This window comes from Sphingobacterium sp. SYP-B4668, assembly GCF_027627455.1.
Classification (GTDB): Bacteria; Bacteroidota; Bacteroidia; order Sphingobacteriales; family Sphingobacteriaceae; genus Sphingobacterium.
In genome coordinates, this window is the sequence record NZ_CP115483.1 from 5225617 (window position 1) to 5243476 (window position 17860).

Here is a 17860-nt window from a genome sequence, read left to right on the forward strand (position 1 = left end):
CGTAGACGTCTATCATACACTTTCAACCTAATTGACTATCAGAATCTTTCCATGAGACCATACCTTCTAATGAGTTTATTTGTCCTCCTGTTTTCATCCGCATCAGGGCAATTGAAAATTTCAGGTAAAATCACTGATAAGATGACATCTCAACCAATTGTGGGAGCCAGCATCACGTTGCTCAATACACAAGATTCTTCCCTATACAAAGTACCTAGTGATATTGTCGGGAATTACGTCATTGACAAGATAAAAGCTGGCGCTTATATTATTAGCACCAATTTTATGGGGTATCGTACAGACGTACGCAAGTTAACATTGACAAGTACTCCCCTAACAACAAATTTTCAGCTCGAATCGTCTGAAATCATTCTTGACGAAATCGAAATCTCGGCCGAGACAGTCTCTTTGAGAGGCGACACCATGGAATTCAATGCCAACAAATATGCGACAGCCCAAAATGCTGATGCAGACGAGCTTGTGAAACAGATTCCAGGGATAGAGATAGACGAAGATGGAAATGTAAACGCTCACGGGGAAGCCGTCACAAAAATAATTGTTGACGGAAAAGAATTCTTCAGTACGGACCCCAAGATTGCACTCAAGTCACTTCCTGCAGATATAATAGACAAAATCCAAATCATTGATGATAAGACCGAGCAGGCCAAGTTTTCGGGCTTTGATGATGGCAAACGCAACAAAGTAATCAATATCATTACCAAGCCCAATCGCAAACAAGGGTATTTTGGAAAAGCAAATGGAAGTGTTGGAAATGACCACAAATATGCCACCAATGCCAATGTCAATAGATTTCGAGGCGAAAAAAGATATGCCTTGTCCGGGATGGCCAACAACAACAATGAGACGAACTTTGGTGAGCAAGGAAAAGGAGGCAACAGAGGCGGCAACTCAAATATAGAACGCGGTCTATCCAAGACATATGCCCTTGCCACAAACTTCAACAACAGCTATCTCGACAAGAAAATGCAAATAGGTGGCGACTACAACTTTAGATCCTCTTCCACCAATACCCACAGTCTTACGAATACGAGTTATATATTAGGGCCTCGCGCCAATCAAACCAGCAATCAATCACAAAAAGGAGAAAGCAAGGGTATCAATCACAATGCGAGCATCCGACTACATTGGGACATTGACTCTACCCAACGATTGGACATCAAGCCCTCTTTCTCCTATTCTTCGAATCAACGCGGCAATCAAAATAGCAGTTTCACTTTTAATGAACTGCGCGATACGATTAATACCTCCAACCGATCAAATGTAAATAAAAGTCATAATTTCAATTTCTCAGGAGATATGACGTATATGATTCGACTACGAAAACCGGGGAGGACTGCATCCGTCCATATCAATGGTAATCATTCCTCCAACACAAATGACGGAGAATCACTCGCATTAAACCGATATTTTAAAGATGCCCTTCTGAATCGCATCGACACCAACAATAATCAGAGCATGACAGATGGGTATGGCAATGGTTTAAACGGACGCTTGTCCTTTACCGAAAACATATCCAAGCTAAGTAGGCTTCAACTCAATTACAACTATCGCAATACAGTAAATTACTCCGACCGACGGACATTTGAATTTCTCGCAGAAACAGGACAACTTGGCGAATTGAATGAGCGCCTCTCCAATGAATTCCGCAACGACTACGACTTTCACAGTGCGGGCATATCGTATCTCTTTTCAAAAAAAGATAGTCTGACTATCCAAGCAGGAAGCAATTATCAATATGCCAAACGTAAAAATGATAAGACATTTCCAAAAAATGTCGTTACTTCCTCTGCATTTAAAAGTTTCCTCCCTGAGCTAAATATCACCTATCATATCAGCAAGGAAAAAAGAGTAGAACTCAAATACAATACGGCTACCAATGCACCATCCATCAACCAACTTCAAGACTATATCGACAATCAAAATTCACTACGCATCCAAAATGGAAATCCAGAGCTCGATCAGGAATACCGACACAGCGTACGTTTAGAATTCAAAGATGTTCAAAAATCTAGTGGCCGAAGTTTCAATTCCAGTTTAAACTTCGATTATACCCAAGACAAGATTGTCAATTCCATACTACTGACAGATACTGCCGTACAGATTACCAATGATGTCATATTGGGAGCCGGGGGACAATATATCCGTCCCGAAAACATTGATGGAGCTTATACCGTGCGGATGGACAATAGCCTAGGACTACCCTTGAAAAAGCTCAAATTAAACCTGAATCTTACCAACAACATTTTTTATAATAATAATTACTCCGTATTGAATCAAGAACTATTAAATTCCAAATCCTATGGAATCCGTCAAAGAGTCGGAATATCAAGCAATTTCGGAAAGAAGACAGTAATTGGTCTATCTTACAACGGCAACCTGACATTTACGGAAAATCCAACTTTACAAGTCAAAAAATATAATATATACAACCATACCATCAACAATAATCTTTCGATTGATTTATGGAAGAACTTATTTGTAACCTCTCATCTTAACTATATGCTGAATGGAGGAATCCAAGGCTCTTCGGATATAGAAACCGTCATTTGGAACGCATCCCTTGGAAAGCGTTTCTTTCGAAAGCAGAATGCCGAACTATCTATAAAAGCCTTCGACATCTTCAACAAATCAAAAAATGTGAATAGACGAATGAACGAGTTTTCGATATCTGATGTGCAGTCTAATACCTTAACCCGCTACTTTTTACTGAGTTTTACCTATCACCTCCGAAAATTTGGTGGAAAAAAAGAAGGTTAAATCAATTGCCCCCTTTGCTTGATGAACTCTTCACATAGCCGTTCAAAATTCTGCTGATCGATTGCCTTCGTAGCTGCTTGAACAATTTTCGTATCAAATCCAAGTGTCAACGCATCCATCGCCGTATAATACACACAATAGTCGGCCGCTAGTCCACAAACATGTACTTCGCTAACTCCTCTATCTTTTAGATATCCATACAAACCCGTATTACGCCTTCGTCCATTATCATAAAAACCACTGTAACTATCTATATCTACATCCATACCTTTTCTAAATATAGCCTCGATTGCTCTGCTATCCAACACAGGAGATAACGAAGCTCCTATTGACCCTTGCACACAATGATCGGGCCATAGCACCTGTTGCATTCCTTCCCAATCGATAATTTCGTATACCATTTTCCCTTCATGCTGAGAAGCAAAACTACTGTGCGCCTTCGGATGCCAATCCTGCGTTGCAACCACCAATCCATACCCAATTTGAAGGTCGTTGATGACAGGTATGATTTGATCACCATCCTCCACGGCTAAGGCTCCGCCTGGCAGAAAATCCATTTGTACGTCCACTATAACTAAAGCTATTTTCTCACTCTTAAGATTCATAACACATTACTGTTCAATGGTCAACATATATCCAACACTCCTAATATTCACAATTTTAATCCGAGAATCCTTATTTAAATATTTCCGTATTCGACTGATAAACACGTCCAAGCTCCTACCGGTAAAGTAGTTGTCGTCACTCCAATACGCTTTGATAATCTCTTCCCGTGGCACCACCTGATCTCGGTTTTCCATTAGTTTTCGCAAAAGCTCACTTTCTCGAAAAGACAGCTTCTCCTCTTGATTGCCAAAAGTCAACACATGCTTGACGTGATCCAACATGTAGTACTCTCCAATCCGAAGTCGCGGTTTAGTATTCGGCTTTTGCGTGTTTTTTAACAAAGATTCAATCCGTACAATCAACTCCTCTATTTTGAACGGTTTCTTAATGTAATCATTTGCGCCCAAATGAAATCCAGCAACAACATCTTCCGTCTGCGTCCTTGCCGTCAAAAATATTACAGGCAATGCATGTTCCTCTTCCCTAACCCTCCTCACTAAGTCAAAACCATCCATCACCGGCATCATCACATCTACCAGCATTAAATCTGGCATCCGATACCTGAAGGAATTCATCGCCTCCTGCCCATTCGAACAATGTGTCACTTGAAAGCCGTGCATAGTCAATGTATCTTTCAAAATCAAGGCCAAGCTCTGCTCATCCTCTACATATAAAATATTGATCATATATTATTCTTTTGGAAGTGTAACCGTGAAAATACTACCCTTGCCCACATCGCTACTTACCGCAATCCGTCCCCCGTGTTGCTGGACGATTTGCCTTACGTACGATAAGCCTAATCCGAAGCCCTTCACATCATATAGATTACCTTCAGGCACCCGAAAAAACATCTCAAAAATCTCTCTGTGGTACTGTCGAGGTATTCCCTTACCGTTGTCTTGGATCTCAATCTCAATTTCCTGACCTATATCCTTGACTCGAATGACAATCTCTACCATTGCACCAGCGTATTTAATCGCATTGTCCAACAAATTATTAAAGACATTCCTAAGATGGGCTTCGTCAGCAAGGACCAAAACAGAGGAGGATTCACTTTCCAAAGATACATTCACATCCTTCTTGGCCCCTAACCGCGCAGTATCAACACAATGTTGCAATAAAAACAAGAGGTCTACCGATTCATGATTTAAGCTCATCCCTCCACGTTCATCGATATCCATCTGCAATACTTTTTCAATCATATCTGAAAGATGTTCCAGTTCATTCTTTGATATCTGAAGATATAGCTCCATCTTCCGCTGATCGTCTTTAGCTCCATAAGATTGGATAGATTCTATGGCTGCCATCACCGTCGATAACGGCGTTTTCAACTCGTGCGTCATATTATTCACAAAATTCTTACGTAGTTCAGCCAGCTTGTTTTGCTTGAAGATTGTTAAGATAAGGTAAGCAAAAGATCCTACCAACGAAGCCACTAAAAGAACTGCGACCAAGAGCTGCCACCCCATATCAAACAACAAATGTCGCCACGGCTTGTCAAACTTGACCACGACGAACTGTCCCTTTTCGGGGTTGACAAGCGTAGGCCGCGTCCACATCAATTTGTTCTTCTTGGTATATCCCCTAAATGCAGTAATGTCCTCTCGCTTCAGCGTCAGTAATTCTACATCAAACCCAATATTGATTCCCTTTTCATCCAATGCACTTTCAAACTTCCGCTTTACTGTATCAAGCAGGTCAGGCGTAAATTCAAAGTCACGAAACAGATAGGGCGGAATAATCTGAGAAGGACCGTCCTCCTTTTTGTCAAAAGATCCGGCCTTATCTTCTGTCTTGGACCTCCAATCTTCAAATGCCGTACGCAATGAGTCAAAGTTTATAGACGGATATCGTTGATGGAGATAGGCGACAAACGACTTTCGTGCCATACGCTGCTTCAAGGCTGTTGAGTCTCCCCCATTTTTATTGATCGTATTTTGGTACACGTCCTGAATGACATTAAACATACCCCTTTCAGCAGTAGACAGAAATAAATCCTTTCGATTTTGGTAACTTCCATACAGCCATCCGGAAAGGACTAAAACCACCCCTAACGCCGTCAGGATGATCAATGTGATCAACAATTTATACCTTTTCAGCATAATTAAAAACAAATTTAAATTAGTAGCTTTGCTCCACGGTTATCAATTAACCTAATTTAACAAAATATAACACTGATTAACAGTGGGCAATCATTACTTTTGCGTCATTGCGTAATTTTTTAACATGAGTCATTTTTTTAAAAGGAGAAATATAAGGTTTATTTTACCAATTCTATTTGTAGTCGCTTTAAGTTCATGCAATAAAGATATGAGCATTTCGCTTGACGGCAACGATGATAACCTAAACCTTAGCGTACAAGAAGATTTCGAAATCCAGGTTTCTACCTTTCAGATCGATAATTTGCCCAGCTCATCGACAGGAACACTGCTCGTCGGAAAATCAACCTCAGCAAAGACCGGTTCGGTCAGCTCGAGTAGCTACTTCCGTTTAGGGTTGGGAGATGTATCATCGACGATGCCTACAGATGCCATATTTGATTCGCTTACCTTAGTCATTAAACCCAATCGTGCTCGATATTTTTACGGAGATACGACCGCCAATCAAAAAATAAGTGTACACCAGGTTACGGAAAACATTCTTTTGAAAGATATCACCTCAGGAATGGATAGCCATCTCACTCCTGTTTTTGTGACAGGCCCTACACTATTTGGGAAACAATCATTTGCATACAACAGTACCGCATTAGGCGAAGTTACATTTGCTCCAAAAGTGCGCTCTATGGATACATTGTCAATTAAGTTAGACCAAACCTTAGGAAGCACCTTGTTTGATATGTTCAAAAATAATGACGTCAAACTAGCCTCTAACCAAAATTTTCAGGAATTTTTTAAGGGGATGGTTATTGTCCCAGCAACTAGCAATTCGGCCCTTATTGGTTTTAGTGACACTCTTGCTGTAAAGGTAAACTACTCATACATTGGTGCTGATGGCTTCAAGGCCAAAGCAGCCAAGACGTTTACGATTGACAGCCGCGCCTATCAACACAATAACATTACTTTTGATAGGACAGGCACTGCTTACGAAACATTGACCTACACTAATAAAGAACTAAAAAGCGAAGACACCAACAACGACGTATTTATACAAGGTGGTACCGGTGTTGTAGCAAATATTAAGATTCCTTCGTTAAGAGAGTTCATGGCTGACGAGACAATATCCATTAACAAGGCACAGTTGACAATCGAAACACCGACACTATCCAGTGGGCCGTACCCAACACCGCCAACAGTCATGCTCATGCTGGCCAATATCAACGGAATACCTGTCAATGCACTTAACATACCCTTTACGACAACAATTCAACATGCTCAGTATATTAAAGGTAATGACACAGGTACCAACGGAAAATATGTATTCGACATGATTGAAGTATTGAAAAATATAAATTCCGTAAACTATTATGACACGTCGTTATTTTTGACGGTATCTTCTCCTAATTTGTTCTCAACGACCAATTCGATGGAAATTGCCAAAGAAAATAACAAACCAAAAGTAAAATTAAACATCGTATATACTAAATTTTAACAATTTATGAACAAGAAAAATTGGCTAACCTTATTCTTAGCCTGTACTATTGCTTTAACGTCTTTTAATTCTTGTAAAAAAAGTGATGATGAAGATAGTACCACAGATAACGGGCCGACGGAGTGGGTAAAAGCTTCAGCATTTGACGGCGATCCTCGCAGTGCTGCTGCATTTTTCTCGATAGGTGATAATGGATTTATCACAACCGGTATTTTAAAAACTAATGAAAGAGTAAAAGATACTTGGGTATTTGACTCGAAAGCCTCTACATGGACTAAAAGAGCTGATTTCCCAGGAAATGCACGTAACGCTGCTGTAGGTTTCTCTATCGACGGAGTAGGATACGTAGGTACAGGATATGATGGAACAGATGCATTGAAGGATTTTTACAAATTTGATGTTGCATCTAATACATGGTCTCCTATCGCTCCTCTTCCTGCTGATGCAGAAGCAAGATATGGCGCAGTAGCATTCTCTCTAGGCGGATTTGGATATGTAGGTTTAGGTTCTACTAAAGCGGATAAAACCTTAAAAGATTTCTACAAATATGACCCGACTGCTAATACTTGGACTGCAGTAAACACTATTTTTGAAAACAAAAGAGTAAATGCCTTCTCATTTGTCATTGGCAATAAAGCATATGTAGGTGGTGGTTTTGATAACAATGCTTTTCCTGAAGATTTCTATTCTTTTGATGGAACAAAATGGGAAAAACTAGGTAATATCAAAACGGATGATATCGATGTAACCCGTCAAAGTGCTTCGGCATTTACCGTTGGGCAGACAGGATTTGTTGTAGGTGGTAGAAAATCTTCCATATTGAATACCGTATGGAGATACAATCCATCCAATGATTCATGGGAAAGCAAACACCAAGCATTCCAAGGTTCTGCACGTGAGGGAGCAGCAGCATTTTCTGTAAATGGAAAAGGTTATGTTGCGACCGGAGCTAATGGTTCTTTCAAATTTGATGACAACTGGGTATTTACACCAGTAAGATAAGAGAAGCTATATCAGCATAAAAAAGGGAGAACGAAATCGTTCTCCCTTTTTTATGTCCAAAGAATTTGGCAAGTCTACTCTTCCACAACTCGGAAGTTTTTAGATATTAGCAGAAACAACCTCTTTCACTGACCGAAGGGATTTGGATAAAGCTTGATAATCGGTCAAAGAAAGCAAAAAAAAGAGCGACATATAATTAATATGCCGCTCACTATTTCTTGTAAATAACTACGTTATTAAATCAAGCCTTTTTGGTTCAATAGTTCAGCGATTTGAACGGCATTAGTAGCAGCTCCTTTTCTAAGATTGTCGGCCACTACCCACATATTGACAGTCTTATCTTGCGACTCATCACGACGGATACGTCCTACAAAGACCTCGTCACGTCCATGTGCATCCTTAGGCATAGGGTATGCTAGATTTGCAGGATCGTCAATTACAATAAGCCCACTTTGTGTTTCCAAAGCCGCTCTGATACCGGCTAAATCAAATTCGTTTTCAAACTCGATGTTAAGAGACTCAGAGTGACCTCCCACTACAGGAATACGCACAGTCGTCGCTGTCACACGAATACTATCATCTTGCATAATCTTATTCGTCTCCTGAATCATCTTCATTTCTTCCTTGGTATATCCATTATCTTGGAAAACATCAATATGCGGAATTACGTTCAAATCGATTTGGTATGGATAAGCTTTCTCACCATCTATCCCTGCACGTTCATCATTCAACTGTTGCACAGCTTTAACCCCCGTACCGGTTACCGATTGATAAGTTGACACCACAACGCGTTTTACCTTATACTTATCATGTAGAGGCTTCAATGCAACTACCATTTGGATAGTCGAGCAATTTGGATTTGCAATAATTTTATCATCTGCAGTCAACACGTCTCCGTTAACTTCCGGGACAACGAGTTTTTTTGTTGCATCCATCCGCCAAGCAGACGAATTGTCGATAACGGTAATTCCCGCTGCTGCAAACTTAGGTGCAAATTCAGTAGAGGTACCTCCTCCAGCTGAAAAAAGAGCCACGTCAGGTTTCATCGCAATAGCCTCTTCAGCGGTCACAACTTCGTACTTCTTACCCTTAAACTCAATCTGCTTACCCTTACTCTTCTCTGAAGCGACGGGGATCAAAGTGGTTACCGGGAAATTACGCTCTGCCAGAACTGTTAAGATTTCTGACCCAACAAGACCTGTTGCGCCAACTACTGCAACTTTCATAATAATGTGTTCTTTTTTAAATGTTATAAAATCTATTAATTTTTACTTAACTTGGTTCTTTGTCCAATCCCAAACATACAAATTTAGCCGAACCAAAGCTATATATATTTTAATTTTTTCAACTTTTCAGGAGCAATATTGAGAATTTTGACATAATATGAACGGTACAATAGAAATAACTCAAGACTTTAGAAGTTCTCTGCTTATTATCCTATCTTTCATACTCGCGAGTATCGCCCAAGCCCAAGAAAAATTACATCCTGATAAATTGTTTATCAATAGCCTCTTTCAAGATGATTTTGAGAACCCTTCACTGGACAAGTGGTCGTCGCCAGGAGCCTACACCGTTATTAGTAAGATGCTAAGAGTCCGTAATAATTCATCTTCTCCGACCCATATCAAGAGTAAAATAGTACCAGCCTACGGCATGATGTATGAATTAGGTTTTAGTACAGAAATACCCCTAACCTCCTCAACCTTTTTTAGATTTTATCTCTCCGCTGACAACCTTTCGTTAACGAACGACCATCAGGGCTATCACTTACAGGTAGATGGAGCCTCGGGACTTCATACCTATAAGCTTTATCGTCAACAACATACGTCCAGAACCTTGATTTTCCAAAGTAGACCGATACCCAGCCCGCCCGGCGTACTTTCTGCCCAACTAAAAATTAGTAGGGACCAGCTGGGATATTGGAAAATCCTAGTCAAAACACCAGCCGATCGAGAGTATGTCCCGCTCTCAAACTTCACGGAGCACACCCTTACCCAAGACCTCTCCTATCCATTGCATCCCTACATTGCACTATCCAACCATTTTATCCCAGAACATCGCTCCTCCCTAAGCTATCATTACATCCGCATAAGCCCTTATTCTTCCGAAAACACCATGACACTTCATAAAGCTGAGGTCATTAAGGAAGATGAAATCCTACTGACCTTTTCTGATTTTTTGGATAGTACACAAATGAAAAGTCCATCCCATTATCAACTCTCCCCCGCAATTCCCGTCAATCGCATCCACGTGCAAGATTCGACCGTGCGGTTATCGCTAGACAAACAGCTAGATAGACAAGGGGTACAGCTTCGTATTAAAGATGTAACCCAATTCACTGGACTCACCTTTGCCTTAGATAGTATCATTAAACTATCTTATACCCCTCCTTACCATGCACAACTAGGCGATATTATCATAAATGAAGTTCTTTTCAACCCTCGACAAGGCGGTGTAGATTTCGTAGAAATCTATAACAACAGCGCTCAGGAAATAGATCTCACCAACTGGACTTTAGGAAAGTATGCGATAGTTGATACCATACACCGAATACCGAGCGGAAGCTATCGTTATATCACGACCAACACGGCTACCATTCAACAACACTACCCAAATGCTCCGGAAGAGAATGCGATTCAGCTTGCCCAAATGCCTTCCTATCCCAATGAAAGAGGAACCGTCACCCTATATTACCAAAATAGGATGATTGACAGTTTGAACTATTCGCATGACATGCACGCGCCTTTTGTAAGCAATCCCAAAGGAATATCTTTGGAGCGGGAATCTTCAACTCAACCAACCAATGCTCCTGGAAATTTTCGCTCTTCGGCCACAATTGGTGACGGAGCGACCCCCGGTTACAAAAATTCGCACGCAGATGCCAATTATTTCAAAAAAAATACTTTTTTTCTGAGCACTCGAACATTCTCTCCTGATGGGGATAGTCGAGAAGATTTGCTCGAAATAAACTATGAAATAATGACGCCCAATGCGATGATAAACATGACTGTCTTCAATGATAAAGGAAGAATAATCAATCGATTGATACGAAATAAAAGTATCGTTTCTTCGGGCACGATACACTGGGATGGACGAGATGAAAACAGTCAGTTGTCCGCTCCTGGCATCTATCTTTATATGATCGAATTATATGACAATCAAGGCCTCCTGAGGACTTTTAGAGGGAGTTTTGTGCTTGCATCCACCCAGTAAATTTCTTGACAAAGGAAACAAAATGAGTATCTTTGCAGCAATGAAAGATCGCGTAATAATTATTGGTGCCAACGGTCAAATAGGGACCGAGTTGGCCCTGGCATTGAGAGGGAAATTTGGATACGAAAATGTAATCACTTCAGATATACGAGCGCCGAAAACACTGGCTGAAAATGAAGTTTTCGAGACCATCAACGTATTGGACAAAGAAGCCCTCAGTGCACTATTTGATAAATACCAACCGACTCAAATTTATCTCCTTGCGGCAATGCTTTCAGCAACAGGCGAGCAATATCCGCAGAAAGCTTGGGATCTCAATATGAACGGACTCTTAAACGTACTAGACCTCTCATTACAACATAAAATTAATCGTGTTTTTTGGCCAAGTTCCATCGCTGTATTTGGTCCACATTCACCTAAGACTGATACCCCGCAATTTTGCACAATGGACCCCAATAGCATTTATGGAATTAGTAAGCTTGCGGGAGAGCGTCTATGCGAATATTACCACGAAAAATTTGGGCTTGATGTAAGAAGCGTACGCTATCCTGGAATCATTTCGTGGAAAACCGAACCAGGAGGAGGTACGACAGACTATGCCGTACACATCTTCTTTGAAGCATTGAAGAACGGCACCTATGAGAGCTTTCTTTCAGAGAACACGGCCTTACCAATGCTCTATATGGAAGATGCCATTAGAGGCACCCTAGCATTAATGGACACACCAGCGGACCAATTGACAATCCGTTCAAGTTACAATTTAGCGGGTATCAGCTTCACTCCAAAGATGATTGCTGAAGAAATTAAAAAAATTCTTCCTAATTTTACGATTACTTACGCCGCGCATGACCCTCGTCAAGCCATAGCAGACTCTTGGCCTGCAAGCATTGACGATTCATCTGCCCGTAAAGATTGGGGATGGACGCCTAAATTCGATTTAACCGAAATGACGGCTGACATGCTCCAAAACCTTAAAAACAAATCATAAAAAAAATGGGAAGAGCTTTTGAATTTAGAAAGGAGCGCAAATTTAAACGCTGGGCTAAAATGGCCGTCCAATTTACGCGTTTAGGAAAAGAAATTGCTATCGCAGTAAAAGAAGGCGGACCTCACCCAGAAAGCAACTCACGCTTACGTACAGCAATTCAAAATGGTAAAGCGGTCAACATGCCGAAAGACCGTATAGAAGCTGCAATCAAGCGTGCATCCGAAAAAGATGCAAAGGGATACGAAGAGTATGTCTATGAAGGATATGGACCACATGGTGTTCCAATATTAATCGAAACCGCAACCGATAATACCAACAGAACTGTTGCCAATATTCGCAGTTATTTCACAAAAGCTGGCGGCACTTTGGGGAAAACGGGGTCTTTGGACTTTATTTTTAATCGAAAATCAATTTTTAGATTCGACGCACAGGAGCATTTGGATGTAGAGGAGCTCGAGCTGGAATTGATAGACGGTGGGCTGGAAGAACTATATCTCGAGTCAGATGAAGAAGGTAATGACGTTGTCGTCGTACAGACCTCCTTCGAAGACTTCGGCAATATGCAGCGGTTGCTTGAAGAAAAAGGAATTGAAATAAAATCTGCAAAATTAGAACGCATCGCCCTATCTCATTCCCAAATTTCGGAAGAAGACGCCGTCGATGTCATCAAATTAATCGACAAGATCGAAGAAGATGATGATGTACAGGCTGTATATCACAATATGGAATAGTATAAGGTGCGAAGCCTACATGTAATAAGGAAAGAGGGACTATTCCCTCTTTTTTCTTATTACATTGTTCATTTCCGACATTCAAAAGAAGATAAGCTGGCCATGAGGGCTTTATCATCTTGACAAAAAAGGATACATTTGTATAAACACTCTTTCATATGACTTTTGAAGACTTTTTTATTAAGAAGAACATTGATCTCAACGCTTTGAAGCGCGCTGATGCCATTCTCTATGATGAGTTTCAAAAGCACTATGCCCTAATGGGCGAAAAGAGTTTTGATCACACCAAAAAATTTTGGTTCAATCGACTTCGAAAAGATTACAAACTGCTAGAATCTACAGCGCAGCAACCGCTTTCTAAGAATACAACGGTACCGATAGCGCAAGCGGAGGAACAAGTAGCAACGACGACTTCCACTGCACCAAAGCCTGCAGGATTCCAACCTCGATTCAAAGCTGGAGCCACCAGTGTCCCTAAACAAGAGGAAAAAACAGACAATACCCAACAGGCACCGGCAGAAAGCAACATACCAGCTGAACCAACGCAGCAGACTGCCAAACCGACCGGCTTCAAACCTCGGTTCAAGGCTGGTGCAACCACTGTCAATAAACAAGGGGATAAAACAGACAATACCCAACAGGCACCGACAGAAAGCAACATACCAGCGGAGCCAACGCAGCAAGCTGCCAAACCGAACGGCTTCAAACCTCGGTTCAAGGCTGGAGCCACCACTGTCGATAAACAAGGGGATAAAACAGACAACACCCAACAGAAGCCAACAGAAAACAACATACCAGCGGAGCCAACGCAGCAAGCTGCCAAACCGAACGGCTTCAAACCTCGGTTCAAAGCTGGAGCCACCACTGTCAATAAACAAGAGGATAAAACAGACAACACTCAACAGGCACCGGCAGAAAGCAACATACCAGCGGAGCCAACGCAGCAAGCTGCCAAACCGACCGGCTTCAAACCTAGGTTCAAGGCTGGAGCCACCACTGTCAATAAACAACAGGATAAAACCGATAGTATAGAGGACGCAACACCTCCAATATCTGCAAACCCGAGTAATGAAGTCGTCTCTCCTTCCTCTTCCCAACCCCCAAAGCCCCTTGGTTTCAAGCCCAAATTCAAAGCAGGAGCCACTAAGGCTCAGCCAGCTGTCCTCCCTGAATCTGCTATAGACCCTGATGCTATGACTTCAGCAGATTCTGGCAGTACAACCTTGGACAAATCGGCAAACGAAAATCCAAAAGACGCCGAGAAGTCCACATCAACCAGCCCTTTAGGCTTTAAACCACGTTTCAGGGCCGGCATTACCAAAATTGACAAGTCTAATGAAGATTCTTCATCGGAAGATTGATTTTTTCGTGAAAAAATCTAGAATACAAAGAAAAGCTTTAACTTTATAACAATAATCAGCTATAAATATGTTAAAAGAAGAAAGACAAGCCTACATTATACATCAAATCAATCTCCATAATAAGGTATTATCTTCGGACCTGAGTGTCCAATTAAATGTATCTGAGGATACTATTCGTCGGGATTTGAACGAACTTGCAGAAAATGGACAGGTGTTGAAAGTTTATGGAGGAGCTCTTTCCAAGTCCTTTCAATTTCCTTTTCAAGATGGGAATGTGTATGCTAAAGAGTCAAAAAAAGGCATCGCACGCAAAACTATCTCACTCATCCAGAATGGAATGACGGTACTTGTAGGAGGAGGCACCACCGTAATCGAATTGGCTCGAATTATCCCAGAAGATATACAATGCACTTTTTTTACAATTAGTCCTCTTGTGGCGCTAGAATTGGCAGAAAAAGAGAATATAGAAGTTATTTTAGTAGGTGGTAAGCTTTCCAGAAACACGAATATTGTGACAGGAGCACAAGTCATCAATGAGCTATCCGAAATCAAGGTCGATCTTTGTATTTTGGGGACTAATAGTCTATCAATAGATGATGGTATTACAGATTCCGACTGGGAAGTCGTTCAAATCAAACGTGCGATGATTAAATGCTCCCATAAAGTTGCCATCTTGAGTATTGCTGAAAAACTAAATTCAAATCAAAAAATGAAAGTTGCACCTTTACGAGATGTCTCTTTCCTAGTCACTGATTTAGACCCAGCGCATCCATCTTTAAAAGAATTTAACAAAACGATTAAGGTAATCTAACGCAACGCAGATATTTCAAGCTCAAGAATGACATTGGCTTGAAATATTGCGACCAATCCAGGGGCCATCATTCAAAGAAAGGAATTAGAGATTTTAAAAGACAAGATTCGCAACGAAAACGAATGGTATCAACAAAGGGAAAGAAAATATATCCGAATAGGCTCGTCCATTCTTTGTATTAAAACCGTTTCCACATCGAAAATGACTCCTCTCTTTTTCGACAAGCCTCTCCTTGTGTTTATTTGTGTTTAGCGGGAAAGATAATGTCTACAAAAAAAAGTGCAATTTCGGGAATTTTTTGGACGTTGATAGATGCTTTACTTATCAAGGGAGTTGGCTTTGTAACCACCTTGATATTAACAGACTTGCTGTCACCCGATGATTACGGTCTGATTGGGATGATTATAGTTTTTGTATTAGTCGGCAACTCCTTTGTCGAGAGCGGAATGACCGCTTCACTTATTCGGACTAAAAATGCAGACTCTGCAGATTATTCCACTGTGTTTTTTCTCAGCCTATTCAGTGCAATAGTAATCTACGCTATTCTTTTTTTTGCAGCACCACTCGTTTCCACTTTTTACGACAAGGATATTCTAACGCCTATCCTTAGGTGGTACGGCCTCACCTTTATAATCTCCGCCTTCTCTTCCGTCCAATTGACCATGATGACAGCCAAAATGGAGTTCAAGAAGATTACAAAGCTAAATATACCAGGAGCGGTCCTTGGAGCAATAGTTGGTATCACGATGGGTTATCTTGGATATGGTGTATGGTCATTAGCAGCCATGTTTCTAGTCACACAAGTCGTGCAGACCATCTTTTTTTGGTCTTTTTCAGATTGGCATCCAAACTTAATCTTCTCGAAAGAAAAAGCAAAATTCCACTATATATTTGGCTACAAACTAATGTTATCAGGACTTTTGAACACCGTCTTTAACAATATTTACAACATTATTATTGGCAAGTTCTATTCCATAACTTTACTTGGTTACTTCGAGCGATCAAGAACCTTCAACGAGTACCCCACCAACATTATCACTTCCATCGTCTCCAAGGTGACTTATCCGCTCCTTGCCAATATAAAGAATAATCGAGAGGAACTATCCAATGCTTATCAAAAGATATTGGGACTCTCCTTTTTCATTACCGCCCCTCTCATGTTTGGTTTAGCGGCAGTCGCCCATCCCCTATTTCAATTATTATTCAATGACAAGTGGCTACCAGCTGTCCCCTACTTTCAAATCATAAGTTTAGCAAGCATGTTTTACCCGATTCACTCCATCAATCTGAATGTGCTGAAGGTATTCGGTAGGACAGACTTATTCTTAAAATTAGAAGTTATCAAAAAGATTATAACTGTAGTCGTCATTGTACTCTCCATACCTTTTGGAGTGATGGGGCTCGTCTGGAGCAGCGTCATCCTATCTGTCATTGCCCTACTTATCAATACGCACTACAGTGCAAGCATGATTGGTTATTCTACCCAAAGGCAACTTTTGGATATGCTCCCCACTCTTGTACTGTCCGCTCTATTGTATGGCCTTGTATCCTTGACAATATATTTTCTGTCCGATTCGCCTTTAATATTACAGATTTTAGTTAGTTTTATACTCGCTATTACTTTTTATGTTGGTGCAAATTTTGCGTTCAAAACACCATCATTTATGTTTGCGCTCAAATTAGTTAAAGAATACAAGCCATGATTCAAGTTACCAAACCGTTTCTCCCACCCATCGACGAATACCAACAATATGTTGAGCAAATTTGGAAGAGACAATGGCTAACCAATATGGGCCCTTTGTCTAGCGAATTAGAAATGCGTCTTAAGGAATATCTAGACCTGAAGCATCTCCTGTTTGTCGCCAATGGCACCGTTGCTCTGCAAATTGCAATCAAAGCCCTAGAGTTGAAAGGCCAAATCATTACGACTCCTTTTTCATTCGTTGCTACTACAAGTAGCATTGTGTGGGAAGGATGTACACCTGTTTTTGTAGATATTGATAATAAATCACTGAATATCGACCCTGAAAAAATCGAAGCCGCGATTACGCCACAGACGTCTGCAATCCTAGCCACTCATGTATATGGCAATCCCTGTGACATTGATCAAATCGAGCGTATCGCGAAAAAGCACAAGCTAAAAGTCATCTATGATGGTGCACATGCATTTGGGGTAAAATACAAAGGCAAGTCGATCTTTGAGTTTGGAGATATCAGCATCTGCTCATTGCATGCGACCAAACTATATCATGCCACCGAAGGAGGTTTGATTATCACAAAAAGTCCCGAACTCTTAAAAAAAGTAGCATTAATGCGTAATTTTGGCATCTCTGGTTTTGGCACCTATGGCGATATCGGAATCAATGGCAAAAATTCCGAATTCCATGCCGCGATGGGGTTAGTCAACCTCGCCCATTTGCCGGCTATATTTAACAAACGGAAAGAACTTTCAACAACTTATTTGCGCAATTTAAAGACCCTTAGAGCCACATACCCTATTTGGAATACCCAATCAGCTCCCAATTTTGCCTATTTTCCAGTTATACTTGAAAGTGAAGAATTCTTATTGCAATTAGTAGAAGAGCTCAATAAAAATCAGATATTCACACGCCGGTATTTTTATCCGTCGCTAGCAAGTTCCCTTCCTTATCTGGCTCCATCAGCGTTTGCAATTACCGATGATATCTCGAAAAGAGTACTTTGCCTACCTCTGTATCACGATTTGACTATAGAAGAGATTAATCTGATTACAAGAATTATACTACGTGTACAAAATAATTAA

Annotated in this window: 14 protein-coding genes; 10 read left to right on the forward strand and 4 right to left on the reverse strand. The window is 40.8% G+C overall.

Annotation, left to right across the window (positions count from 1 at the left end; all coding sequences use genetic code 11):
• Nucleotides 1-51 precede the first annotated feature (51 nt).
• Entirely contained in the window at nucleotides 52-2778 is a 2727-nt protein-coding gene (locus OQ289_RS21240; protein ID WP_270088726.1) for a TonB-dependent receptor domain-containing protein, read from the forward strand.
• On the opposite strand, the gene pncA is transcribed toward OQ289_RS21240, so the two are convergent.
• The 3 genes from pncA to OQ289_RS21255 are packed head-to-tail and all read right to left on the reverse strand — an operon-like array spanning nucleotide 2775 to nucleotide 5486.
• Complete coding sequence (pncA, locus tag OQ289_RS21245; RefSeq protein WP_270088727.1) at nucleotides 2775-3383, reverse strand: bifunctional nicotinamidase/pyrazinamidase; 609 nt, start codon at nucleotides 3381-3383, stop codon at nucleotides 2775-2777. The genes OQ289_RS21240 and pncA overlap by 4 nt on opposite strands.
• Before the next feature lie 6 nt (nucleotides 3384-3389).
• Complete coding sequence (locus OQ289_RS21250; RefSeq protein ID WP_270088728.1) at nucleotides 3390-4070, reverse strand: response regulator transcription factor; 681 nt, start codon at nucleotides 4068-4070, stop codon at nucleotides 3390-3392.
• Nucleotides 4071-4073: 3 nt separating this feature from the next.
• Nucleotides 4074-5486 (reverse strand): sensor histidine kinase, encoded by a 1413-nt coding sequence (locus OQ289_RS21255; protein WP_033565655.1) that lies wholly within the window; start codon nucleotides 5484-5486, stop codon nucleotides 4074-4076.
• A gap of 208 nt (nucleotides 5487-5694) precedes the next feature.
• Here OQ289_RS21255 and OQ289_RS21260 point away from each other — a divergent pair, with 208 nt between their 5' ends.
• Together OQ289_RS21260 and OQ289_RS21265 are read left to right on the forward strand one after the other, a co-directional pair.
• Nucleotides 5695-6972 (forward strand): DUF4270 family protein, encoded by a 1278-nt coding sequence (locus OQ289_RS21260; protein WP_270088729.1) that lies wholly within the window; start codon nucleotides 5695-5697, stop codon nucleotides 6970-6972.
• 6 nt (nucleotides 6973-6978) lie between these two features.
• Nucleotides 6979-7974 (forward strand): Kelch repeat-containing protein, encoded by a 996-nt coding sequence (locus tag OQ289_RS21265; protein WP_270088730.1) that lies wholly within the window; start codon nucleotides 6979-6981, stop codon nucleotides 7972-7974.
• A gap of 236 nt (nucleotides 7975-8210) precedes the next feature.
• On the opposite strand, the gene OQ289_RS21270 is transcribed toward OQ289_RS21265, so the two are convergent.
• Nucleotides 8211-9200, reverse strand: a complete 990-nt coding sequence (locus OQ289_RS21270) for an aspartate-semialdehyde dehydrogenase (protein ID WP_270088731.1) — start codon at nucleotides 9198-9200, stop codon at nucleotides 8211-8213.
• A gap of 157 nt (nucleotides 9201-9357) precedes the next feature.
• Between OQ289_RS21270 and OQ289_RS21275 the strand changes: the two genes are divergently transcribed.
• The 7 genes from OQ289_RS21275 to OQ289_RS21305 all read left to right on the forward strand — a co-directional run bounded on the left by OQ289_RS21275 (nucleotide 9358) and on the right by OQ289_RS21305 (nucleotide 17860).
• Entirely contained in the window at nucleotides 9358-11187 is a 1830-nt protein-coding gene (locus tag OQ289_RS21275; protein ID WP_270088732.1) for a lamin tail domain-containing protein, read from the forward strand.
• A gap of 22 nt (nucleotides 11188-11209) precedes the next feature.
• A complete protein-coding gene (locus tag OQ289_RS21280; RefSeq protein WP_270088733.1) occupies nucleotides 11210-12175 on the forward strand; it encodes an NAD-dependent epimerase/dehydratase family protein in 966 nt (321 codons plus the stop codon).
• 5 nt (nucleotides 12176-12180) lie between these two features.
• The gene (locus tag OQ289_RS21285; protein WP_033565660.1) at nucleotides 12181-12906 is read left to right on the forward strand and encodes a YebC/PmpR family DNA-binding transcriptional regulator; all 726 of its coding nucleotides are present in this window, start codon (nucleotides 12181-12183) and stop codon (nucleotides 12904-12906) included.
• 158 nt (nucleotides 12907-13064) lie between these two features.
• Nucleotides 13065-14267, forward strand: a complete 1203-nt coding sequence (locus OQ289_RS21290) for a hypothetical protein (RefSeq protein ID WP_270088734.1) — start codon at nucleotides 13065-13067, stop codon at nucleotides 14265-14267.
• Nucleotides 14268-14334: 67 nt separating this feature from the next.
• Nucleotides 14335-15078 carry a DeoR/GlpR family DNA-binding transcription regulator gene (locus tag OQ289_RS21295; RefSeq protein ID WP_033565662.1) on the forward strand — a complete coding sequence of 248 codons (744 nt, stop codon included), beginning with the start codon at nucleotides 14335-14337 and terminating at the stop codon, nucleotides 15076-15078.
• 263 nt (nucleotides 15079-15341) lie between these two features.
• The gene (locus OQ289_RS21300; RefSeq protein WP_270088735.1) at nucleotides 15342-16781 is read left to right on the forward strand and encodes a lipopolysaccharide biosynthesis protein; all 1440 of its coding nucleotides are present in this window, start codon (nucleotides 15342-15344) and stop codon (nucleotides 16779-16781) included.
• Nucleotides 16778-17860, forward strand: a complete 1083-nt coding sequence (locus tag OQ289_RS21305; RefSeq protein WP_270088736.1) for a DegT/DnrJ/EryC1/StrS family aminotransferase — start codon at nucleotides 16778-16780, stop codon at nucleotides 17858-17860. Before OQ289_RS21300 ends, OQ289_RS21305 begins: the two co-directional genes overlap by 4 nt.

Excerpts from the sequence above, each read along its gene's own strand:
- OQ289_RS21290 (WP_270088734.1), top strand. The coding sequence starts at position 13,065 with ATGACTTTTGAAGACTTTTTTATTAAGAAGAACATTGATCTCAACGCT.
- OQ289_RS21285 (WP_033565660.1), top strand. The coding sequence starts at position 12,181 with ATGGGAAGAGCTTTTGAATTTAGAAAGGAGCGCAAATTTAAACGCTGG.
- OQ289_RS21255 (WP_033565655.1), bottom strand. The coding sequence starts at position 5,486 with ATGCTGAAAAGGTATAAATTGTTGATCACATTGATCATCCTGACGGCG.
- OQ289_RS21280 (WP_270088733.1), top strand. The coding sequence starts at position 11,210 with ATGAGTATCTTTGCAGCAATGAAAGATCGCGTAATAATTATTGGTGCC.
- OQ289_RS21260 (WP_270088729.1), top strand. The coding sequence starts at position 5,695 with ATGAGCATTTCGCTTGACGGCAACGATGATAACCTAAACCTTAGCGTA.
- OQ289_RS21295 (WP_033565662.1), top strand. The coding sequence starts at position 14,335 with ATGTTAAAAGAAGAAAGACAAGCCTACATTATACATCAAATCAATCTC.
- OQ289_RS21250 (WP_270088728.1), bottom strand. The coding sequence starts at position 4,070 with ATGATCAATATTTTATATGTAGAGGATGAGCAGAGCTTGGCCTTGATT.
- OQ289_RS21305 (WP_270088736.1), top strand. The coding sequence starts at position 16,778 with ATGATTCAAGTTACCAAACCGTTTCTCCCACCCATCGACGAATACCAA.
- OQ289_RS21265 (WP_270088730.1), top strand. The coding sequence starts at position 6,979 with ATGAACAAGAAAAATTGGCTAACCTTATTCTTAGCCTGTACTATTGCT.
- OQ289_RS21240 (WP_270088726.1), top strand. The coding sequence starts at position 52 with ATGAGACCATACCTTCTAATGAGTTTATTTGTCCTCCTGTTTTCATCC.
- OQ289_RS21270 (WP_270088731.1), bottom strand. The coding sequence starts at position 9,200 with ATGAAAGTTGCAGTAGTTGGCGCAACAGGTCTTGTTGGGTCAGAAATC.
- pncA (WP_270088727.1), bottom strand. The coding sequence starts at position 3,383 with ATGAATCTTAAGAGTGAGAAAATAGCTTTAGTTATAGTGGACGTACAA.
- OQ289_RS21300 (WP_270088735.1), top strand. The coding sequence starts at position 15,342 with ATGTCTACAAAAAAAAGTGCAATTTCGGGAATTTTTTGGACGTTGATA.
- OQ289_RS21275 (WP_270088732.1), top strand. The coding sequence starts at position 9,358 with ATGAACGGTACAATAGAAATAACTCAAGACTTTAGAAGTTCTCTGCTT.